The sequence below is a fragment of the Aquibium carbonis genome, assembly GCF_003970795.1.
Classification (GTDB): domain Bacteria; phylum Pseudomonadota; class Alphaproteobacteria; order Rhizobiales; family Rhizobiaceae; genus Aquibium; species Aquibium carbonis.
The window spans coordinates 208215-228557 of sequence record NZ_RWKW01000002.1; the positions used below are offsets into that span (position 1 = coordinate 208215).

Sequence of the window (20343 nt, forward strand, 5' to 3'; positions counted from 1 at the left end):
TTCTTGACAGCTATTATCAGGTTTAATACGGAACGCAATACCGGAGCGCAAGACTCAAGTTTCAAGCGTTCAGCGGGACATGACAAGCCAGCAAGCCCCCGGGCCAGCCAGCGCGAAACCGTATGATCAGGAGTATGGGGTATGGGGCTGTTGAGCCGGAACGCAACGAGACTGCTTGGGAGCGCAGCGCTTTGCGCCGCCGCCGCAGTCGGCATCGCGCATGCGCAGGATACGACGGACACGCAGGCGGATGCCGCCGCGCAGAAGCAGGGGCGCGTCACCACGCTCCAGCGCCTGATCCTCGGCGCGGGGGTGGAGAAGGTGGCGATCGATACGCCGCAGTCGGTGACGGTCGTCGAGCAGGAGGACATTGACGAACTGCAGCCACAGACGATCGGCGACGTGTTGCGTTCGGTACCGGGCGTCAATGTGACGGGGTCCGATCGCCTGCTCGGCCAGAGCTTCAACATCCGCGGCATCGGCGCGCCGGAAACCACGGGCGACGGCGGCCGCATCATCATCAATGTCGACGGCGTGCAGAAGTTCTACGAGCAGTACCGCATGGGTTCGTTCTTCTCCGATCCCGAACTCTACAAGCGCGTCGAGGTGCTGCGCGGCCCGGCGTCCTCCACCCTTTACGGTTCGGGGGCGCTCGGCGGCGTCATCAATTTCGAGACCAAGGACGCGTCAGACTTCATCGCCGAGGGCGAAACCACCGCCGTTCGCCTGAAGTCGAGCTGGAGCAGCAACGGCAATTCCTGGCTGTTCTCGCCTACCTTCGCCCAACGCTTCGCCAATGGCGCCGACCTGCTCATTTCCGGCAACTATCGCCAGGCCGACGTCTACTCCGACGGGGCCGGCAACGACGTCATCGGAACCAATTTCGAGGCCTGGTCGGGCTTGATCAAGTCCACGTTCCTCGTCGGCGAGGAAGGCAAGGTGAGCGCCTCCTATCAGCGCTGGAACTCCGACCTCGACGACCAGCAGCTGTCGCAGACCAGCACCGCGGCCTTTTTCGGCCTGGTCGATCGCCACGTGCTCGACCAGACCGCGATCGTCTCCTACGAGAACCCCTTCTCCGACAACGACATGCTGGACGTGAAGGTCTCGGCCTCCTACTCGAGCACGAGCAACGAACAGCGCAACGCCGACCTGCGGTCATCCTGCGGCCTCAGCACCAGTTTTGCGATCGTCTGCGATTCCGACTATGCCTACGACACCTGGCAGTTCAACGCCCAGAACACGATGCGGTGGAGCGGCGCCAACTGGGAGAACTTCCTCACCGTCGGCTCGCAGACCACCTACCAGAGCCGTGTCGCCGAGGCCTGGCTCAACAACGGCACCCTGCTGCCGGTCTCGTTCCACCCCGAGGGCACCGATCTCAAGACGGGCGTCTTCGTCCAGAACGAGTTCATCTGGAACGAGAAGCTGACGCTCATCCCCGGCGTGCGTTTGGACTGGCACCGACTCTCGCCGGGCGACGGTCTGGCCTATGGGAGCCCGCCCACGCCCATCACCGACGACACCACCGATACGGCGATCTCGCCCAAGATCGCGGCGCACTACCGGTTCAACGACACCATCGCCGTGTTCGGCTCGATCGCCCACACCGAGCGCTTCCCGACCATCGACGAGATCTTCTCGACGTCGAGTTCTTCGTCGACCTTCAATCCGAGCCTCAGCCTCGAGAAGGAGAAGTCCAACAATTATGAGGCCGGTTTCGCGCTGTCGGGCTACGACATGATCCAGGCCGGCGACGCGGCGCAGGTCAAGGTCACCGGCTTCTACAACGATGTCTCGAACCTCATCGCGCTCCGCACCGGAATGGCATCCGGCTACAACAACGTCGAAGGCTACCGCAACATCGCCAATGCCGAGATCTACGGCTTCGAGATCGAGTCCGCCTACGACAGCGACTTCGTCTTCGCCAACGCGGCTTACTCCTACGTCGTCGGCAAGGACACGGACGCGAACGCCTACCTGACCACCATCGCCCCGCACGAGCTGGCCTTCACGCTGGGCGGCAAGCTGCCCCAGCATGGCCTGAAGATCGGGTGGCGCGCCCGCATCGTCGCCGATCCGCAGGACGAGGCCCGTCGCACGGATGCACCGATCGGCACTTCGACCCGCTACGCCCAGGCCTTCGACATCCATGACGTCTTCCTTTCCTGGAAGCCGGACGAGGGGCAGATGAAGGGTTGGGAGCTGAACGCCGGCGTCGATAACGTCTTCGACCAGGACTACAAGGAGTTCCTGAACAACGACCGCGCCATCGGCCGCACGTTCAAGCTCTCCCTCGCCAAGCAGATCGGGTGGTGAGATGACGAACGCAGCGGCATCGCGACGCATTCTGACCGTGCTCCTGGCGTTGTCGCTGCCTGCGGGCGGGGCGGCGCTGGCCCAGGAGCCGGCGTCCGCCCCCTCGCTCCGCCTCGAGTTCAACGGGCTGGAGCCATCGGCGGCCGGCTGCCGCCTGACCTTCGTGGTGGAGAACGGCCTTGGCGCCGCGCTCGATCGCGCCGCCTTCGAGATCGTCCTGTTCAATCAGGGCGGTCTCGTCGAGCGCCTCACCGTATTGGATTTCAAGGACCTGCCGGCCGGCAAGACCAAGGTGCGCCAGTTCGACCTGCCGAACGCCGATTGCACGAGCATCGGCCGGGTGCTGGTCAACGATGCGGTGGCTTGCGAGGGCGAAGGCGTCGAGCCCTCGGCCTGCATCCGCAACCTGAACGCCGAGACGAAGTCGGACATCTCCTTCGGGAGCTGACGCACCCGGCCGCGCCGCGCCGGCGCGGTCGCCCCCACCATATTCCCAATCGACAGGATGCCGCCATGACCGAAGACATGATCCAGCAGATGCGCGACCTCCTCGCGCTCGGCGGTCCCGTCGTGGCCATCCTGCTGGCGCTGTCGGTGATCGCTCTCGCATTGATCCTCCTCAAGCTCGTGCAGTTCTGGCGAGAACGCGTCGGCTTTCACGGCCGCTCCGAGCGCGCCATGTATCTCTGGGTTCACGGCAACGCCGCCGAGGCGCGCCGGACTGCTGAGGAGGACCGCTCGGCCGTCGGCGCCGCGCTGGCCACCGCCATGCGCCTGTCGATGGGGCGCCAGCTTCCGCGCCAGATCGTCGAGGAAGAAGTCGGTCGCATCGCGCTTCGGCGACTGCACGAACTCCAGCGCGGTTTCCGCGCGCTCGACGCCATCGCCCAGATCTCGCCGCTGCTCGGCCTCTTCGGCACCGTGCTCGGCATGATCGAAGCCTTCCGCCAGCTTCAGGGCGCCGGCAGCGCGGTCGATCCGTCGATTCTGGCCGGCGGCATCTGGGTCGCGCTGCTCACCACTGCCGCGGGCCTGGCCGTCGCCATGCCGGTCTCGCTCGTGCTGACCTGGTTCGAAACCCGCGTCGAGAACGAGCGCGTGGCGATCGAGACCACAGCCACCAGCTTCTTCTCGCAGACGGCGATGGGCGATCTTCGCGCCGCCTCCGGCAATGCCGTGCCGTCCGCGCCAATGGTCGCGGGACCGCACCATGCGCATTGACCCCGCCATCGGGCGAAGGCGCAGGCCGATCTCGGTCACCTCGCTGATCGACGTGATTTTCCTGCTCCTTCTGTTCTTCATGCTGACCTCCACCTTCGCCAAGTTCGCCGAGGTGGAGATCACCGGCGGACGCGCGGGACAGGGTGCATCAGGCGGCGTGCCCGACGTGATCATCAGGCTGGTCGACGAGGAATGGTCCGTGAACGGGCTGCGCCTTCCCCGCGAGCAGGCGCTCGCCGAACTCGTCCGGCTCCAGGACGCGGGCGCCGCCTCGGCCGTCATCCTCGTGCGCGAAGGGCTGACCTCGCAGGCACTGGTCGGCGCCGTGGAGGCGATCCGCAACGGCACACGGCTGAACCTCCAGGTCGCGAGGTGATCGCATGCGCCTGGCCCGCCCCCCGAAGCGCAATCCGCAGGAAAGCACGATCACGCTGATCAACGTGGTCTTCCTGATGCTGATCTTCTTCCTGATCGCCGGCACGCTGACGCCGCCGCTCGACAAGGACGTGACACTGATCTCGACGCTGGAGTCCGAACGGGCCGAGCCGCCGGACGCGCTCTTCGTCACCGCCGACGGAATCATGCGCGCCCGCGGCGACGCGGTGACGGCGGCTGACTACGTGGCCGCCGTCCGCCAGAAGGATCTCCTGCTGCCGGAAGACCCGCTCACCGTGAAGATCGCGGCGGATCGCGACCTGCTAGCGGAACGACTGATTGCGATCGTGGGCGAACTGCGCGACGCCGGCGCCACCCGCATCACCGTCGTGACCGAAAGGGCGGCGCCATGAGCCGCAGCCTGAAATGGACGGTTGCGATCCTAGCCTCCGGGGTCTTGCATGCCGGTGCTGCGGCCTGGCTGTTGCGCGAATTGCCGGACGAGGTGAAGATCGAGGGCTCGGCTGCGATGGAGATCGCGCTGCTCGGTTCCATGGACGACGCCATTTCCGCTGGGCAAGATGTCGAGCCGGATATCACAGAGCCGGTCCAGAACGTCGCCGAGCCTGTCGAAACGCAGCCGGTCGAGCCTCCCTTGCCGCCGGTCCAGACCGCGCGGGCAACGGCCGTGGAGCCGACCCCGACAGCGACGGCGGCCGAAGCGACGCCAACCGCGCCCGTCGAACCTCCATCCGCCGAGGCGATCACGGCGGAACCGGTCGAGGCCGCGCCGGCGACTGTCGTCGAGGCGATCGAACCGGACGACACGCTGCCGGCCCAGGTGGCCATTCCGGCCCACGCGGTGGAGCCCTTGGACACGGCTGAGCCCTTCGACGTTCCGGTCGCGGCCACGGTGGTTCCGGAGACCGAACCGGACGCCGAAGCAGTGCCGGTGGTACCCGGAATGCCAGCCGCGGAAATCGCACGCGACGCCGAACTGGCGCCCGTCGAGCCCGTAGCGGAGCCCGCGGATGGCGCGCCCGAAGCGGCGGACGTGCTCACGGCCGAGCAGCCCGAAACCCCGCGCGAGATCGAGACCGCGCTGGCGGTCGTGCCGCCTGTGTCGGAGGCCGTATCGCCGGACGAATTCGTCGAGACGGTGGAAGCGATGGAGGAAATTCCGTTGCCCGAGGACGTGCCGCTGCCGACCGCCCGCCCGGAGCGACCCGTAGCGCGCGAAGCCACCGTTCGGCCGAAGCCGGAAGCGCCGCGGACGCAACGCCAACCGGAATCGCGACGCCCGTCCGGCGCGGGTGGCCAGCAGGATCGCGATTCGCGCCGCGGGCAGGCCGACGGCAGCGAACGCGGAAATTCGGCCGCAAGCGGAACCGGTCGCGGCAGCGGCCAGGCCGGCAATGCCGCCGTTTCGAATTATCCGGGGCAGGTCGCTTCGAAACTGCGCCGCGCCGTCCGGTCGGTATCGCGCGGCGCGCGACGCGGCGCCCAGCGCGACGTCCACGTCGCCTTCGTCGTCACGGCGGACGGCGGTCTCGGCTCGGTCCGCATCAGCCAGAGCTCCGGTTCGTCCGACCTCGACCAGGCGGCGCTGGATTCCGTGCGCCGGGCCGCGCCCTTCCCTCCGATCCCGGCTGGCGCCGGTCGCAGCACCTGGTCGTTTTCGGTTCCCCTCGGCCTGGCGCGCTGAGCCACGCGGCCAGGCCGTGGAGAACGACCCCGGCGCCGACCGGGCGACCATAAACGAAAAGAGCCAGGCGCAAGGCCCGGCTCTCCAGATCATCAGACGCAGGCCGATCAGGCCGGCAGGATGGCGCCTTGCAGCGTGGTCAGTTGGCCAAGATATTCCTCGGCCTTGGTCCGCGCATGGTGGTCGACGGAATCGTTCAGATCTTCCTGGGCCGCCTTGATGCGGCGCGCGATGTCGGCGCGGTCGATCTCGTCGACGTGGATGGCCGACTCCGCCAGAAGCGTGCAGCCTTCCGGCAGGATGTCGGCAAAGCCGCCGAACACGACGTAACGGTCGACCTTGCCGCCGGACAGGGTGACCGCCACCACGCCCGGCTTGATGGTGGTCATGACCGGTGCGTGGTTCGCCATCACCGTCATCTCGCCTTCCGTCGCCGGTATGACGACGGCCTCGGCCTGCGCGGAGACGAGCAGTCGTTCCGGCGAGACCAGCTCGAACTTGAAGGATTGTGCCATTCAAACCTAGCGAATAGCGAATGGCGAATGGCGAAGGACAATCGCCTCGTCAGCCGGCCAGACCTATTCGCTACTCCCTGTTCGCCAATCGTTGTTTATGCCGCTTCGGCCGCGAGGCGCTGGGCCTTCTCGAGCGCCATCTCGATGGACCCCACCATGTAGAACGCTGCTTCCGGCAGATGGTCGTACTCGCCGGCCACGAGGCCCTTGAACGAGCGGATCGTGTCTTCCAGCGGCACGAGCTGCCCCGGCGCACCGGTGAACACCTCGGCGACGAAGAACGGCTGCGACAGGAAGCGCTCGATCTTGCGGGCGCGGGCAACGGTGATCTTGTCCTCTTCGGACAGCTCGTCCATGCCCAGGATCGCGATGATGTCCTGCAGCGACTTGTAGCGCTGCAGCGTCTGCTGCACCGAACGGGCCACCTGGTAGTGCTCTTCGCCGACGATCTGCGGATCGAGCATGCGCGAGGTCGAATCGAGCGGGTCGACGGCCGGGTAGATGCCCTTCTCGGCGATCGAACGGTTGAGCGTCGTCGTCGCGTCGAGGTGGGCGAAGGACGTGGCCGGCGCCGGGTCGGTCAGATCGTCGGCCGGCACGTAGATGGCCTGCACGGAGGTGATCGAACCCTTGTGGGTGGAGGTGATGCGCTCCTGCATCTGGCCCATGTCGGTGGCCAGCGTCGGCTGATAGCCCACGGCCGAGGGAATGCGGCCGAGCAGAGCCGACACTTCCGAGCCGGCCTGCGTGAAGCGGAAGATGTTGTCGACGAAGAACAGCACGTCCTGGCCCTGATCGCGGAAATGCTCGGCGATGGTGAGACCGGTCAGCGCGACGCGGGCGCGGGCGCCGGGCGGCTCGTTCATCTGGCCGAACACCAGGGCGCACTTCGAACCGGCGGTCGAGCCGTCATTCTCGTGAGGATCCTTGTTGACGCCCGATTCGATCATCTCGTGATAGAGATCGTTGCCCTCGCGGGTGCGCTCGCCCACGCCGGCAAACACCGAATAGCCGCCATGCGCCTTGGCGATGTTGTTGATGAGTTCCTGGATCAGCACGGTCTTGCCGACGCCGGCGCCGCCGAACAGGCCGATCTTGCCGCCGCGCGCATAGGGCGCGAGCAGGTCGACGACCTTGATGCCGGTGACGAGGATCTGCGCCTCGGTCGACTGATCGACATAGGCCGGCGCTTCCTGGTGAATGGCGCGGCGCGTGGTCGAGGGCACCGGACCGGCCTCGTCGACCGGCTCGCCGATCACGTTGAGAATCCGGCCGAGCGTCTCTTCGCCGACGGGAACCGTGATCGGAGACCCGGTGTCGGTGACCGGCTGGCCGCGCACAAGACCCTCGGACGAGTCCATGGCGATGCAGCGAACGGTGTTTTCGCCGAGGTGCTGTGCGACCTCGAGGATCAGGCGGTTTCCGCCATTGTCGGTTTCCAGCGCGTTCAGGATGGGCGGCAGGGCGCCTTCGAACGACACGTCGACGACAGCGCCGATGACCTGTGCGATCTTGCCGGTGGCGGCCGCGCCCATCGGGGTAGCTGCATTAGCCATTTCTCTTACCCTCTTCGATTTCTAGAGCGCTTCCGCGCCCGAAATGATTTCGATCAGTTCCTTGGTGATCTGCGCCTGCCGCTGACGGTTGTAGGTGATCGTCAGCTTGCTGATCATGTCGCCGGCATTGCGCGTCGCATTGTCCATGGCCGTCATCTTGGCGCCCATCTCGCCGGCTGCGTTTTCCAGCAGCGCGCGGAAGATCTGGACGGAGATGTTGCGCGGGATCAGGTCCGACAGGATCTGGCCCGCATCCGGCTCGTATTCGTAGATCGACGACGCCGAGACGTCGGCGGTCGGCACCACCGGCGCGCTGGCGGGAATGATCTGCTGCGCGGTCGGGATCTGCGAGATCACCGACTTGAACTCCGAATAGAACAGCGTGCAGACATCGAACTCGCCGGCGGCAAAGCGCTGGGTGATGTTGCGGGCAATGGCATCGGCATTGACGAAGCCGACCTGCTTCACCTCGCGCAATTCGATGCGCTCGATGATCAGCTTGGCGAAGTCGCGGCGCAGGATGTCGTTGCCCTTCTTGCCGACGGTGATGATCTTCACCGTCTTGCCGTCGCGCAGAAGCCTGCGAATGTGATCGCGCGCCAGACGGGCGATCTGACTGTTGAAGCCGCCGCACAGGCCGCGCTCGGCGGTGGCGACGACGAGCAGATGCACGTCATCCTTGCCGGTGCCGGTCATCAGTGCCGGTGCGTCGTCGCCCGACACGGCGGCCGCGATGTTGGCGAGCACCGCGCCCATGCGCTGCGAATACGGCCGTGCCGCCTCCGCCGCTTCCTGGGCGCGACGCAGCTTCGCCGCGGCGACCATCTGCATCGCCTTGGTGATCTTCTGCGTCGCCTTCACCGAGGCGATGCGGTTTCGCAGATCCTTGAGTGACGGCATGCCTCGACCCTACTCCCGACCGCTCAGCCGAAGTTCTTGGCGAAGGCGTCGATCTCGGCCTTCAGCTTCGCGCGCAGATCGTCCGACAGGGCCTTCTCGACGCGGATGCCTTCGAGCACGGCCTTGCCGTCGGCACGCATGTGCGTCAGCAGACCCCGCTCGAACTCGCCGACCTTGTTGACCGGAAGCTTGTCGAGGTAGCCGTTCACGCCGGCGAAGATCACGACGACCTGCTCTTCCGTCTTCAGCGGCGAGAACTGCGGCTGCTTCAGGAGTTCGGTCAGGCGGGCGCCGCGGTTGAGGAGGCGCTGGGTGGCGGCGTCGAGATCGGAGCCGAACTGCGCGAAGGCAGCCATCTCGCGATACTGGGCGAGCTCGCCCTTGATCGAGCCGGCGACCTGTTTCATCGCCTTGACCTGGGCGGCCGAGCCGACGCGCGACACGGACAGACCCACGTTCACCGCCGGACGGATGCCCTGGAAGAACAGGTTGGTCTCGAGGAAGATCTGGCCGTCGGTGATCGAGATCACGTTGGTGGGGATGTAGGCCGACACGTCGTTGGCCTGCGTCTCGATGACCGGAAGCGCGGTGAGCGAGCCCTTGCCATTCTCGTCGTTGAGCTTGGCGGCACGCTCGAGCAGGCGCGAATGCAGGAAGAACACGTCGCCGGGATAGGCCTCACGCCCGGGCGGACGACGCAGCAGGAGCGACATCTGGCGGTAGGCGACAGCCTGCTTGGACAGGTCGTCGTAGCCGATCACGGCGTGCATGCCGTTGTCGCGGAAATACTCGCCCATGGCGCAACCCGCGAAGGGGGCCAGGAACTGCATCGGCGCCGGATCCGACGCGGTGGCCGCGATGATGATCGAATACTGCAGCGCGCCGCGCTCCTCGAGCGCCTTGACGAACTGGGCGACGGTGGAGCGCTTCTGGCCGACGGCGACATAGACGCAGTAGAGCTTCTGGCTCTCGTCGTCACCATCGTTGAGCGGCTTCTGGTTGAGGAAGGTGTCGAGAAGAATGGCGGTCTTGCCCGTCTGGCGATCGCCGATGACGAGCTCGCGCTGGCCGCGGCCGATCGGGATCAGCGCGTCGATGGCCTTGAGGCCGGTCGACATCGGCTCATGCACCGACTTGCGGGGAATGATGCCGGGCGCCTTGACGTCGACGCGGCGACGCTCGGTCGCCTCGATCGGACCCTTGCCGTCGATGGGATTGCCGAGCGCGTCGACGACACGGCCGAGCAGGCCCTTGCCGACCGGCACGTCGACGATGGTGCCGGTGCGCTTGACGGTGTCGCCTTCCTTGATGTCGCGGTCGGCACCGAAGATGACGACGCCGACATTGTCGGTTTCGAGATTGAGTGCCATGCCGCGGATGCCGCCGGGGAACTCGACCATTTCGCCCGCCTGGACGTTGTCGAGGCCGTAGACGCGGGCGATGCCGTCACCCACCGACAGGACCTGGCCAACTTCGGACACTTCGGCTTCCTTGCCGAAGTTCTTGATCTGGTCTTTCAGAATTGCGGAAATTTCCGCGGCGCGGATGTCCATCAGCCGACCTCTTTAAGTGCGAGCTTGAGCGAATTGAGTTTGGTCTTGAGCGACGTGTCGATCTGGCGCGAACCCATCTTGACGATGAGACCGCCGAGCAGGGAGGGATCGATCGTGACCTTGACGGTGACTGTCTTGCCGGCGACTTCGGCCAGCGCGGCCTTGAGTTCGGCCTCCTGTTCGCGCGTCAGCGCATGCGCGGCCTTGACCTCGGCCACGGCCTCGCCGCGATGCTCGGCGGCGATGGCGCGGAACGCCCGGATGATGCCGGGGACGGCGAACAGCCGGCGGTTCTTGGCGACGACCTTCAGGAAATTGCCGATGAGGCCATGCAGTCCGGCCTTCTCGACGATCGCGGAGATCGCCCGATACTGGTCGTCGGCCGAGAACACGGGGCTCTCGATCAGCCGCTTCAGGTCTGCGCTCTCCGCGATCAGGCCCTCGAAGGCGAGCAGATCATACTCGACCTGGGAAACGCTCTTCTCTTCGAGCGCGAGCTCGAACAGCGAACCCGCGTATCGCCCGGCGACGTCGGAAACTGGCGAAGTAGACTGTGCCACGAACGGTCTTCTCTTCCTGAGATGGCCGCAGGATTGCTGCGCGAGTGGGATACGCCGGCTAACCCTCTGACCTATTTGAATTTTTTCGACCGCAAATCCGAGCGTGCCGATCCCCCGGCCGAAAGTTGATTGCCGTCTAGCACAGGCATTCCGGACTCGCAACAACCCGAGGCATATGGTTTCGGGTCAGTTTTGTCGCATCGAAACGGCGCCGGTGGGGCCTGTCGCCTCTCACGGCAGGTAGCCGAAGGCATAGGCCAGCGGCAGGGCAGCCAGAAGGATGTCCAACCCCAGGCGCACGAGCCCCATGCCATAGGCGGTTCGGTCGGCCGCCAGCGCGGCGGCGCGGCCGACCGCGCAGAAGAACCAGCCGACGCCCAGCGCGAGGTAGAGGAGCGGTTGCGCCAGCATGATCGCGACGATGCCGAGGCCGATCGGGAAGCCGGACGCGGCCCTGAGCGCCGAGGAGGCAACGGCTCGATCGCGCGGCTCTCCGGTCAGGCCGGCCCACGGACCGGGAAGAATGAGTGCCGCGAGCCCGGCGAGAATGGCCGCGACGGCGGAAGCGAAGGCCAGCGCCTCGCCGGTGGTGGTGGGCCAGGGGAGCGTCAGTTCCATGATGGGTTCCTGCTGCAGCGCAGGCGCTTGTAGCAGGCGCGCCGCGCGATTCGCCAGCGACGGATCGCGGGGCGGAGATTCGGGGGCTTCCTGCGGGGAGGATGACGCGGCTCGTCCGTCACGACACCGTAGAAGGCTCGTGCTGTTGCGCCTCTGTCTCCATCGGGGTGAGATGCTCGACGATTTCGACAGCGTCATCCAATGTGATGGCTGGATAGTGCTCGCGCATGCCGTCGAGCAGCACCGCGTCGGGCCAGTCCGCCGCGCGACCGAGAAAGGCCGCTGCTGCACGCAGGAGCATGGTCGTAACCCGGATGACGCGTACGATCGTCCTCAGCGCCGGATCGCCATCGCAGACGTAGCGCAACAGGCCAGGCACGATCGGCCCCTCTCGCCACCGGATCGTGGAGGTCTTCCGTCCGGCAACGATGCCCGGAAAGAGCCGGGGAACCACGCCGAGGAGTCTGCATCGACTTCCTCACAAGAAGCTCTGCGGGTCGATGTCGACCTGCACCCGTACCGAGCCGCGCGGCTTGTCGGCCGCCGCCAGCATCGAGCGGACGAACTTCTGGATGTCGGAGCGCTTGTCGCCGTGGACGAGGAGGCGGAAGCGGTGGCGGCCGCCGATCAGCGCCAGCGGTGCCTCGGCGGGCCCGAGCACGTCGATGTCTCCGGCACGTGGCGCAGCGCGGCGCAATGTGCGTGCATGGCCTTCGGCCTCGGCCCGGGTGGCGGCACTGACGATCAGTCCGGCAAGGCGCCCGAAGGGCGGCATGGCGGCGCGCTGCCGCTCGTCGGTCTCCTTGTCGTAAAAGGCTTCCGCGTCCCCCGAGACGATCGCCTTCATCACCGGATGGTCGGGCTGGTAGGTCTGCAGCAGGCCGAGGCTCTTCTTGCCGGTGCGGCCGGCGCGGCCGGTGACCTGAGATAGAAGCTGGAAGGTGCGCTCGGCGGCGCGCGGATCGCCGTTGGCGAGACCCAGATCGGCATCGACGATGCCCACCAGCGTCATGTTGGGAAAATTGTGCCCCTTGGCGACGAGCTGGGTGCCGATGACGATGTCGGCCTCGCCCTTGGCGATGGCCTCGAGCTCCAGGCGCAGCCGCCGCACGCCGCCGAGCAGGTCGGACGACAGGACGATGATACGCGCATCCGGGAAATGGCCGACCGCTTCCTCCGCGATGCGCTCGACGCCGGGGCCGCAGGCGATGAGATGGTCGAGCGCGCCGCAGGACGGGCAGGCCTCCGGCCGCGCTTCGGTGTGGCCGCACTGGTGGCAGACGAGCTGGCCACGAAACCGGTGCTCGACCAGCCAGCTGGAGCAGGACGGGCACTGGAAGCGGTGACCGCAGACGCAGCAGAGCGTCAGCGGCGCATAGCCGCGCCGGTTGAGGAAGAACAGCGCCTGCTCGCCGCGCGAAAGCGTCTTTCTCGCGGCGTCGAGGAGCACGGGCGACAGGAACCCCCCGCGCGCGGGCGGCGAGCGGCGCATGTCGATCGCCTTGAGGTCCGGCAGTGCGGCCTCGGCGTAGCGCGCCGGAAGCGCCACGCGACCGTAGCGGCCCGACAGCGCGTTGACGCGGGTTTCGATCGACGGTGTCGCCGAGGCGAGGATGACGGGGAAGCCGGCGATGTGGGCGCGTACGATGGCCATGTCGCGGGCATTGTAGAAGACGCGGTCCTCCTGCTTGTAGGCGGGGTCGTGTTCCTCGTCGACGACGACCAGCCCGAGTTCCATGAAAGGAAGAAACAGCGCCGAGCGGGCGCCCGCCACCACCCGCACCTGGCCTTCGGCGACCTGGCGCCAGACCCGCTCGCGCATGCGCGGCGGCAGGTCGGAGTGCCACTCGGCCGGCTTGGCGCCGAAGCGATCCTGGAAACGCTCGAGGAAGGCGTGGGTGAGCGCGATCTCGGGCAGGAGGATCAGCACCTGCGCGCCGCGATCCAGAGCCGCGGAGATGGCCTCGAAATAGACCTCGGTCTTGCCCGAGCCTGTGACGCCGTCGAGCAGCGTGACCGAGAACGCGGCCTGCCCCGCCTTCTCGCGCAGGGTCGACGCAGCCGCCGCCTGGTCGGGATTGAGCGCGGGCGTCACGTAGCCGGGATCGGGGGCGGCAACCACCGGGCGCGGCGGCAGCTTGACGTCTTCGAAGACCCCCTGCTCCCTCAGCCCGTCGATGACGGTGGACGACACGCCGGCCGCATGGGCGAGACCGGAGCGCGTCCAGGACATGCCTTCGTCGGCGAGTTCGAGGACGCGGACGCGCGCGGCCGTCATGCGGTCAGGCAAGGCATGGGTGCGGGCGATGCCGTCGATCCAGGGCTCGGGATCGAAGGCTGCCGGGGCCCGCAGGAGCATGCGCGCAACCATGCCGGGCGGCGACAGCGTGTAGTCAGCCACCCAGTCGACGAAGCGGCGCATGGGCGCATCGATGGCCGGGCAGTCGAAGACCTGGGAAATGGGTCGCAGCTTGCGCGGATCGACCTTGCCGCCGTCGCCGTCCCAGACGATGCCCGCCACCTCGCGCGGGCCGAGCGGCACCCGCACGATCGATCCCGGCGCGACGGCCATGCCGGGCGGGACCGCATAGGAGTAGGGCCGCTCGGCGGGCATCGGGACCATCACCGGAACGACGGAGGGGGCAGGCGAATCTTGCGTCATGGCGCGTGACCTTGCCCCGAGTTTCGTCTAGAGCAAAGGCCAACCAGACCGGCCAAGCCGTGTCCACCCCCCATTTATCCAGGAGAAGGCCATGAAATTCTTCGTCGACACCGCCGATACGAAGGAAATCCGTGAACTCAACGAACTCGGCTTGCTGGATGGCGTGACCACCAATCCGTCGCTGATCCTGAAGTCGGGCGGCAACATCGCCGAGGTCACCAGGGAGATCTGCTCGATCGTGGAAGGCCCGGTCTCGGCCGAGGTGGTTGCGACCGACTATGCCGAGATGATGCGCGAGGCCGACGTGCTGTCGAAGATCGCCGACAACATCTGCATCAAGGTGCCGCTGACGCTCGACGGCCTGCGCGCCTGCAAGTCGATCACGTCGGACGGCCGCAAGGTCAACGTGACGCTGTGCTTCTCGGCCAACCAGGCGCTGCTCGCCGCCAAGGCCGGCGCGACCTTCATCTCGCCCTTCATCGGCCGCCTGGACGACATGGGCTTCGACGGCGTCGAGCTGATCGCCGAGATCCGCCAGATCTATGACAATTTCGGCTTCGAGACGGAGATCCTCGCGGCCTCCATCCGCACGCCCGACCACGTCAAGCGGGTCGCGCTGCTGGGCGCCGACGTGGCGACCGTGCCGCCGGCGACGCTGCGCGCGCTGGTGAAGCACCCGCTGACCGACAAGGGCCTGGAGCAGTTCCTGGCCGACTGGGCCAAGACCGGCCAGAAGATCGGCTGAGAGTTACAGCGCCGCCCGAGCCGCAAGCCCGCCGGCGGCGCTCGAAGGACGGCACGACACGGTTTGGACGGGGCGCGGTCGCGCCCCGTTCGCGTTTAAAGCGGCCGCTTGATGATGCGGGCCAGGACGCCGACGATGCCTTCGCGGAACAGCATCACCGCGACCACGAAGATGATGCCCTGGCCGATCGTCACCCAGTCGCCGAACGTCGCCAGGTAGTTCTGCATGGTGACGATGACGGCGGCACCGAGGATCGGCCCGAACACCGTGCCCATTCCGCCGAGCAGCGTCATCAGCACCACCTCGCCCGACATGGTCCAGTAGACGTCCGTGAGCGAGGCCAACTGGAACACGATCGCCTTGGTGGCGCCGGCCGTACCGGCCAGGGCAGCAGACAGCACGAACACGGCGAGCTTGTAGCGCCGCGTCCGGTAGCCCAGCGAGATCATGCGCGGCTCGTTGTCCCGGATGCCCTTGAGCACCTGGCCGAAGGGCGAATGGATGATCCGGTAGATGACCAGCAGGCCGATGGACACCACCGCCAGCACGAAGAAATAGAGGTTGCGATCGGGCGCCATCGAGATGAGCCCGAACAGATGTCCGCGCGGAACCGACTGGATGCCGTCCTCGCCGCCCGTGAACGGCGCCTGGACGGAGAAGAAGAACACCATCTGCGCGAAGGCCAGCGTGACCATGGCGAAATAGATTCCCTGGCGGCGGATGGCGAGCGAGCCGATGGCGAGGCCGAGCACGGCCGCTGCCCCCGTGCCCGCCAGGATGGCGAGTTCGGGCGAGAGCCCCCAGATCTTGGCGGCATGGGCGGAGACGTAGCTCGCGCCGCCAAAATAGGCCGCGTGGCCAAAGGACAGGAGGCCGCCGAAGCCCAACAGCAGGTTGAAGGCGCAGGCAAACAGCGCAAAGCACAGAACCTTCATCACGAAGACGGGATAGAGCACGTAGGGGGCGATCAGCCCTAGCACGAGCAGCCCGGCGAAGATGACCATGTGAAGGACGGGCATGCCGGCCGTTCCGGGGCTGGCGGCCCGGGGTGTGTCGAGGGGCGAGGCTTGCGTTGCCATCAGACTTCCCTTCCGAAGAGGCCGGCGGGTTTGACGAGAAGAACGATCGCCATGATCACGAAGATGACCACGGCCGAGCCCTCCGGATAGAAGACGCGCGTCAGGCCTTCGACGAGTCCCAGTCCGAACCCTGTGAGGATGGAGCCGAGGATGGAACCCATGCCGCCGATGACCACCACTGCGAAGACGACGATGATGACGTCGGCGCCCATGTTCGGGTTGACCGAGTAGATCGGCGCCGCGAGCACACCCGCGAAGGCGGCGAGCCCGACGCCGAAGCCGTAGGTCAAGGTGATGAGGCGGGGGACGTTGATGCCGAATGCGCCGACCATGGTGGGATTTTCGGTCGCCGCGCGCAGGTAGGCGCCGAGCCGCGTCTTTTCGATGACGAACCATGTGGCGAGACACACCACCACCGACACCACGACGACCCAGCCGCGATAGTTCGGCAGGAACATGAAGCCGAGGTTCTGGCCACCGGTCAATTGTTTGGGCATGGCGTAGGGCAGGCCGGAAATGCCGTACTGGTTGCGGAAGATGCCGGTGATGATCAGCGCCAGGCCAAAGGTCAGCAGCAGACCGTAGAGATGGTCGAGATGGTAGAGACGTGAAATGAACACCCGCTCCAGCACGACCCCCGTCGCGCCGACGATGACGGGCACGAGAAACAGCGCGCCCCAGTAGGGGACGCCGGCATAGTTCAGCAGCATCCATGCCACGAACGCACCCATCATGTACTGGGCGCCGTGGGTGAAGTTGATGATGTTGAGGAGGCCGAAAATGATCGCAAGACCAAGGCTCAGCAGAGCGTAGAACGAGCCGTTGATCAGGCCCAGCAGCAGCTGGCCGAACAAGGCCTGCGGCGGAATACCCAGCAGTTCGAACATGTGAGGACCCTGTCTTGCACGGGGAACGACGCGCCGGGTGGCCGGCGCGTCGTCCGGGGGCAATTACTGCACGAGCGGGCAGCCGCCGTCGGCGAGCGGACGGAAGGCGTTCTCGGCCGGGATCGTCGCGACCGTCTCGTAGAGATCCCAGGGACCCTGCGAATCTTCCGGCTTCTTGACCCGGAAGAGGTACATGTCGTGGACCTTGCGACCATCGGCGCGAACGACGCCCTGGCCGAACAGCGGATCGTCGGTCGGCATTTCCTTCATCTTGGCCATCACCGCCTCCGGATCCTTCGAGCCGGCAGCCTCGACGGCCTTGAGGTAGTGGGTGACGGCGCCGTAGACGCCTGCCTGGATCATCGAGGGCTTCTTGCCGGTCTTCTCTTCGAACCGGGCCGACCATTCGCGCGTCTGGTCGTTCAGATCCCAGTAGAAGCTCTCGGTGAGGACGAGGCCCTGCGCCACGTCGAGGCCGAGCGCATGCACGTCGTTGACGAACATCAGCAGGCCGGCGAGCGCCTGGCCGCCCTGGGTGATGCCGAACTCGGATGCCTGCTTGATCGAGTTGATCGTGTCGCCGCCGGCATTGGCGAGGCCGATGACCTGCGCGCCCGAGGACTGCGCCTGGAGCAGGAAGGACGAGAAGTCGGTGCCGGGGAACGGCGTGCGGACGGCGCCGAGGACTTCGCCGCCATTGGCCGTGACCACCGCCGACGTATCGCGCTCGAGGGCGTGACCGAAGGCATAGTCGGCCGTGACGAAGAACCAGGTCTTGCCGCCGGCCGCCACCATCGCGCCGCCGGTGCCGTTGGCCAGCGCCCAGGTGTCATAGGTCCAGTGCACGGTGTTGGGCGAGCACTTCGACCCGGTCAGGTCGGACGTGGCCGCACCCGAATTCAGGAAGATCTTGTTCTTCTCGCGGGTGATGTCGTTGACGGCGAGCGCCACCGACGATGTCGGCACGTCGGCGATCACGTCGACGTTCTCGGTGTCGTACCACTGGCGGGCGATGTTGGAGCCGACGTCCGGCTTGTTCTGGTGATCGGCCGAAACCACCTCGACGGTGATGCCCTTGTCGGTGCCGAAATCCTCGGCTGCCATCTGGGCGGCGACGGCCGAGCCTTCGCCGGTGATGTCGGCATAGATGCCCGAACGATCGTTCATCACGCCGATCTTGATCGTGGTCTGGGCATAGGCCGTTCCCGCCATCAGCAGGCCGGCAAGCGATGCCACGATGAAACCTGTCTTCTTCATAGTCTTCTCCTCCTGTTTCGGCATGTTGTCATGCCGCCGTTTCTCGTTCTCAGACGCCAAGGTAGCGATGCAGCTTCTCCGTATTGGCGGCGAGGTCCTCATTGGGGATCGTGTCGATCACGCGCCCCTGCTCGACCACGTAGTGCCTGTCGGCGACCACGGCGGCGAAATGGAAGTTCTGCTCGACCAGAACGATGGTGAAGCCCTGCTGCTTGAGACGCGCGATGGTCCGCCCGATCTGCTGGACGATCACCGGCGCGAGACCTTCGGTCGGCTCGTCGAGCAGCAGGAGCTTGGCGCCGGTCCTCAGGATCCGACCGATCGCCAGCATCTGCTGTTCGCCGCCCGAGAGCTTCGTGCCCTGGCTGGACAGGCGTTCCTTGATGTTGGGAAACAGCTCGAAGATCTGCTCCACCGTGAGCCCGCCCGGCCGCACCTGCGGCGGCAGCATGAGGTTTTCCTCGACCGACAGCGACGAAAAGATCGCGCGTTCCTCCGGGCACAGCGCGATGCCCAGCCGGGCGATGGCGCGGGCGGGGAGCCGGATCGTCTCGCGGCCCTCGAACATCACCGAACCGGAGCGCTTGGCCAGGATGCCCATCACTGCCTTGAGCGTGGTGGTCTTGCCGGCGCCGTTGCGGCCAAGCAGCGTCACCACTTCGCCCTCGCGGACGTCGAAGCTGACCCCGTGCAGGATGTGGCTCTCGGAGTACCAGCCCTCCAGGCCCTCGACCTTCAGCAGCGGTTCGGCCGATGCGGCCGGCGCGGGACGACCGGCAAGTTCCACTTCAGCCATGTCCGACTCCGATATAGGCGTCGATGACGCGCGAATCCTTCGACACCGTGGCATAGTCGCCCTCGGCGAGCACCTCGCCCCGCGCCAGCACGGTGATGCGGTCGGACAGGGACGCCACGACCGACAGGTTGTGCTCGACCATGAAGATGGTGCGGTTCGCCGAGATGCGGCGGATCAGCGAGGAGATGCGATCGATGTCTTCCTGCGTCATGCCCGCCATCGGCTCGTCGAGCAGCAGCATTTCCGGATCGAGCGCCAGCGTCGTCGCAATTTCCAGAGCGCGCTTGCGGCCATAGGGAAGCTCGCCCGCCAGCGTGGCGGAAAAATCGGTCAGGCCGACGTCCTCCAGAAGCGCGGCCGCCTCGTGGTTCAATCCGGCCAGAACCTTTTCCGAGCGCCAGAAGTCGAAGCTGTCGCCACGCCGCCGTTGCAGGGCGATGCGGACGTTTTCGAGCGCCGACATCTTGGGAAACACCGCCGATATCTGAAACGAGCGCACCAACCCGAGACGGGCGATGTCGGCCGGCTGCATGGCGGTGATGTCCTGGCCGTTGTAGCGGATAACGCCGCCGGTCGGCTGAAGGAATTTGGTCAGGAGATTGAAGCAGGTGGTCTTGCCGGCGCCATTGGGTCCGATCAATGCATGGATCGTGCCGCGTCGAACCGTGAGGTCGACATTGGATACAGCGACGAAACCCTTGAATTCCTTGGTCAGGCCCGATGCCTGGAGGATGATGTCCTCGCTCATGAATGCAAGGAGCCTACCGCAACGGTGCGCTCCGCATCACGGCCGGAAGGCCGCGCGCCAAATATTCCCATTTGTCTCCTCCGGTGGCTTTTTTCGCCATTGGCCATTGACTGGCGATTGGAGTGTAACCGGCTCGGCGGCGCTTTCAATAGCGTAAATATACGTTCTTCGAGCGTTCAGCGGCAGAAGCGACCTTGCCCGGGTCACGGGCCGCACTGGTGAACGGCGCGCCGCACGGCAATGTGGGGCCGGAGCGGACGAACCCCCTCGAACCTGCCCAGCCTTCGCATCGAGACGCCAGTTCAGAGCAGCCGGTCATCCTCGGACTTCTTGTCGGCGCGGCGGCGGGTGCTGTCGGCGTCGGACTTCAGGTGCGCATCCTGCGCCGACTTGCGGACCTGATCGAAGCGGTTCTCCTCGCCTTCGTTCGGCGTGGGCTGAACGGGGGCTTTCTTCTTGAAGACGATCATCGATGTTGCTCTCGGCTCGGGTTCATCGGCGGATATGCCGGCACGCCTGTGCCGACACGTCGCGTTTCAGGTCAGGCGGCCTCACGCCGCGAGGGCGGCGGCGCAGGCTTCCGAGCCGCGCCTGTCGGGGCTGGTCTGCCCCGGCATGGTGGCCCAGCCGCCGGCTTCGACGAATTGCCGCCGGGCCGAAGCCCCCGTAATTGCCTTCAGCTCCACCAGGCGGGCTTCGGAATCCGTGGCGGCATTGAACCGCTCGACGCAGATGCTGCTGGCCAGCTCGGTGCGCGCCACATTGCCTGCCGCGGTCGCCTGATCGCGCGCCGTGCCGCCGGTCACCCAGCCGCCCCAGACGAAGCCGACGACCATGGTCGCCGCGG

The 20343-nt window shown here is 66.3% G+C and carries 22 protein-coding genes; 7 read left to right on the plus strand and 15 right to left on the minus strand.

Annotated elements, in window-relative coordinates; translation table 11 throughout:
* Positions 1–141: 141 nt before the first annotated feature.
* The 6 genes from EJC49_RS01460 (at position 142) to tolA (ending at position 5620) form a co-directional block, all read left to right on the plus strand.
* Complete coding sequence (locus EJC49_RS01460; protein WP_126697665.1) at positions 142–2319, plus strand: TonB-dependent hemoglobin/transferrin/lactoferrin family receptor; 2178 nt, start codon at positions 142–144, stop codon at positions 2317–2319.
* A gap of 1 nt (position 2320) precedes the next feature.
* A complete protein-coding gene (locus EJC49_RS01465) occupies positions 2321–2767 on the plus strand; it encodes a hypothetical protein (protein WP_126697666.1) in 447 nt (148 codons plus the stop codon).
* A gap of 65 nt (positions 2768–2832) precedes the next feature.
* The gene (locus EJC49_RS01470) at positions 2833–3540 is read left to right on the plus strand and encodes a MotA/TolQ/ExbB proton channel family protein (RefSeq protein WP_126697667.1); all 708 of its coding nucleotides are present in this window, start codon (positions 2833–2835) and stop codon (positions 3538–3540) included.
* Positions 3530–3916 carry a biopolymer transporter ExbD gene (locus tag EJC49_RS01475; RefSeq protein WP_126697668.1) on the plus strand — a complete coding sequence of 129 codons (387 nt, stop codon included), beginning with the start codon at positions 3530–3532 and terminating at the stop codon, positions 3914–3916. The genes EJC49_RS01470 and EJC49_RS01475 overlap by 11 nt, the downstream gene beginning before the upstream one ends.
* Before the next feature lie 4 nt (positions 3917–3920).
* Positions 3921–4328 (plus strand): ExbD/TolR family protein, encoded by a 408-nt coding sequence (locus EJC49_RS01480; RefSeq protein ID WP_126697669.1) that lies wholly within the window; start codon positions 3921–3923, stop codon positions 4326–4328.
* A complete protein-coding gene (gene tolA, locus EJC49_RS01485; RefSeq protein WP_126697670.1) occupies positions 4325–5620 on the plus strand; it encodes a cell envelope integrity protein TolA in 1296 nt (431 codons plus the stop codon). The genes EJC49_RS01480 and tolA overlap by 4 nt, the downstream gene beginning before the upstream one ends.
* A gap of 107 nt (positions 5621–5727) precedes the next feature.
* Here the strand turns inward: tolA and EJC49_RS01490 are convergent, their stop codons facing one another.
* The 8 genes from EJC49_RS01490 to EJC49_RS01525 form a co-directional block, all read right to left on the minus strand.
* Positions 5728–6135 (minus strand): F0F1 ATP synthase subunit epsilon, encoded by a 408-nt coding sequence (locus EJC49_RS01490; protein ID WP_126697671.1) that lies wholly within the window; start codon positions 6133–6135, stop codon positions 5728–5730.
* A gap of 95 nt (positions 6136–6230) precedes the next feature.
* Entirely contained in the window at positions 6231–7691 is a 1461-nt protein-coding gene (gene atpD, locus EJC49_RS01495; protein ID WP_126697672.1) for a F0F1 ATP synthase subunit beta, read from the minus strand.
* 21 nt (positions 7692–7712) lie between these two features.
* Positions 7713–8591 carry a F0F1 ATP synthase subunit gamma gene (locus EJC49_RS01500; RefSeq protein ID WP_126697673.1) on the minus strand — a complete coding sequence of 293 codons (879 nt, stop codon included), beginning with the start codon at positions 8589–8591 and terminating at the stop codon, positions 7713–7715.
* 23 nt (positions 8592–8614) lie between these two features.
* Positions 8615–10144 (minus strand): F0F1 ATP synthase subunit alpha, encoded by a 1530-nt coding sequence (atpA, locus tag EJC49_RS01505; RefSeq protein WP_126697674.1) that lies wholly within the window; start codon positions 10142–10144, stop codon positions 8615–8617.
* The gene (locus EJC49_RS01510; protein ID WP_126697675.1) at positions 10144–10704 is read right to left on the minus strand and encodes a F0F1 ATP synthase subunit delta; all 561 of its coding nucleotides are present in this window, start codon (positions 10702–10704) and stop codon (positions 10144–10146) included. The genes atpA and EJC49_RS01510 overlap by 1 nt, the downstream gene beginning before the upstream one ends.
* Before the next feature lie 231 nt (positions 10705–10935).
* Positions 10936–11322: a DUF4345 domain-containing protein gene (locus tag EJC49_RS01515; protein ID WP_126697676.1), complete on the minus strand. Its 387-nt coding sequence runs from the start codon at positions 11320–11322 to the stop codon at positions 10936–10938.
* A gap of 118 nt (positions 11323–11440) precedes the next feature.
* The gene (locus tag EJC49_RS01520) at positions 11441–11701 is read right to left on the minus strand and encodes a hypothetical protein (RefSeq protein WP_245453214.1); all 261 of its coding nucleotides are present in this window, start codon (positions 11699–11701) and stop codon (positions 11441–11443) included.
* Positions 11702–11800: 99 nt separating this feature from the next.
* The gene (locus EJC49_RS01525) at positions 11801–13984 is read right to left on the minus strand and encodes a primosomal protein N' (protein WP_126697678.1); all 2184 of its coding nucleotides are present in this window, start codon (positions 13982–13984) and stop codon (positions 11801–11803) included.
* A gap of 91 nt (positions 13985–14075) precedes the next feature.
* Between EJC49_RS01525 and fsa the strand changes: the two genes are divergently transcribed.
* Entirely contained in the window at positions 14076–14729 is a 654-nt protein-coding gene (fsa, locus tag EJC49_RS01530) for a fructose-6-phosphate aldolase (RefSeq protein WP_126697679.1), read from the plus strand.
* A gap of 95 nt (positions 14730–14824) precedes the next feature.
* Here fsa and EJC49_RS01535 read toward each other — a convergent pair whose 3' ends face one another.
* The 7 genes from EJC49_RS01535 to EJC49_RS01560 all read right to left on the minus strand — a co-directional run.
* On the minus strand, positions 14825–15808 hold the full coding sequence (locus EJC49_RS01535; protein WP_126697680.1) for a branched-chain amino acid ABC transporter permease: 984 nt from the start codon (positions 15806–15808) through the stop codon (positions 14825–14827).
* The gene (locus EJC49_RS01540) at positions 15808–16695 is read right to left on the minus strand and encodes a branched-chain amino acid ABC transporter permease (protein ID WP_126697681.1); all 888 of its coding nucleotides are present in this window, start codon (positions 16693–16695) and stop codon (positions 15808–15810) included. The genes EJC49_RS01535 and EJC49_RS01540 overlap by 1 nt, the downstream gene beginning before the upstream one ends.
* A 63-nt stretch (positions 16696–16758) precedes the next feature.
* Positions 16759–17952, minus strand: coding sequence for an ABC transporter substrate-binding protein (locus EJC49_RS01545; RefSeq protein ID WP_126697682.1), 1194 nt, complete (start codon positions 17950–17952; stop codon positions 16759–16761).
* Between the two features lie 49 nt (positions 17953–18001).
* A complete protein-coding gene (locus EJC49_RS01550; RefSeq protein WP_126697683.1) occupies positions 18002–18748 on the minus strand; it encodes an ABC transporter ATP-binding protein in 747 nt (248 codons plus the stop codon).
* Complete coding sequence (locus tag EJC49_RS01555; RefSeq protein WP_126697684.1) at positions 18741–19496, minus strand: ABC transporter ATP-binding protein; 756 nt, start codon at positions 19494–19496, stop codon at positions 18741–18743. Before EJC49_RS01555 ends, EJC49_RS01550 begins: the two co-directional genes overlap by 8 nt.
* Before the next feature lie 302 nt (positions 19497–19798).
* On the minus strand, positions 19799–19966 hold the full coding sequence (locus EJC49_RS25520) for a hypothetical protein (protein WP_170314562.1): 168 nt from the start codon (positions 19964–19966) through the stop codon (positions 19799–19801).
* A gap of 81 nt (positions 19967–20047) precedes the next feature.
* Positions 20048–20343, minus strand: a 296-nt coding sequence (locus EJC49_RS01560) for a hypothetical protein (protein WP_126697685.1), incomplete at its 5' end; no start/stop codon positions are given.

Bases quoted from the DNA above. Each gene is read 5' to 3' on its own strand.
- EJC49_RS01525 (WP_126697678.1), bottom strand. From the start codon at position 13,984: ATGACGCAAGATTCGCCTGCCCCCTCCGTCGTTCCGGTGATGGTCCCG.
- EJC49_RS01465 (WP_126697666.1), top strand. From the start codon at position 2,321: ATGACGAACGCAGCGGCATCGCGACGCATTCTGACCGTGCTCCTGGCG.
- EJC49_RS01545 (WP_126697682.1), bottom strand. From the start codon at position 17,952: ATGAAGAAGACAGGTTTCATCGTGGCATCGCTTGCCGGCCTGCTGATG.
- EJC49_RS01490 (WP_126697671.1), bottom strand. From the start codon at position 6,135: ATGGCACAATCCTTCAAGTTCGAGCTGGTCTCGCCGGAACGACTGCTC.
- EJC49_RS01555 (WP_126697684.1), bottom strand. From the start codon at position 19,496: ATGAGCGAGGACATCATCCTCCAGGCATCGGGCCTGACCAAGGAATTC.
- EJC49_RS01540 (WP_126697681.1), bottom strand. From the start codon at position 16,695: ATGTTCGAACTGCTGGGTATTCCGCCGCAGGCCTTGTTCGGCCAGCTG.
- EJC49_RS25520 (WP_170314562.1), bottom strand. From the start codon at position 19,966: ATGATCGTCTTCAAGAAGAAAGCCCCCGTTCAGCCCACGCCGAACGAA.
- EJC49_RS01550 (WP_126697683.1), bottom strand. From the start codon at position 18,748: ATGGCTGAAGTGGAACTTGCCGGTCGTCCCGCGCCGGCCGCATCGGCC.
- EJC49_RS01460 (WP_126697665.1), top strand. From the start codon at position 142: ATGGGGCTGTTGAGCCGGAACGCAACGAGACTGCTTGGGAGCGCAGCG.
- EJC49_RS01480 (WP_126697669.1), top strand. From the start codon at position 3,921: ATGCGCCTGGCCCGCCCCCCGAAGCGCAATCCGCAGGAAAGCACGATC.
- EJC49_RS01515 (WP_126697676.1), bottom strand. From the start codon at position 11,322: ATGGAACTGACGCTCCCCTGGCCCACCACCACCGGCGAGGCGCTGGCC.
- atpA (WP_126697674.1), bottom strand. From the start codon at position 10,144: ATGGACATCCGCGCCGCGGAAATTTCCGCAATTCTGAAAGACCAGATC.
- EJC49_RS01475 (WP_126697668.1), top strand. From the start codon at position 3,530: ATGCGCATTGACCCCGCCATCGGGCGAAGGCGCAGGCCGATCTCGGTC.
- EJC49_RS01470 (WP_126697667.1), top strand. From the start codon at position 2,833: ATGACCGAAGACATGATCCAGCAGATGCGCGACCTCCTCGCGCTCGGC.
- EJC49_RS01500 (WP_126697673.1), bottom strand. From the start codon at position 8,591: ATGCCGTCACTCAAGGATCTGCGAAACCGCATCGCCTCGGTGAAGGCG.
- fsa (WP_126697679.1), top strand. From the start codon at position 14,076: ATGAAATTCTTCGTCGACACCGCCGATACGAAGGAAATCCGTGAACTC.
- atpD (WP_126697672.1), bottom strand. From the start codon at position 7,691: ATGGCTAATGCAGCTACCCCGATGGGCGCGGCCGCCACCGGCAAGATC.
- tolA (WP_126697670.1), top strand. From the start codon at position 4,325: ATGAGCCGCAGCCTGAAATGGACGGTTGCGATCCTAGCCTCCGGGGTC.
- EJC49_RS01535 (WP_126697680.1), bottom strand. From the start codon at position 15,808: ATGGCAACGCAAGCCTCGCCCCTCGACACACCCCGGGCCGCCAGCCCC.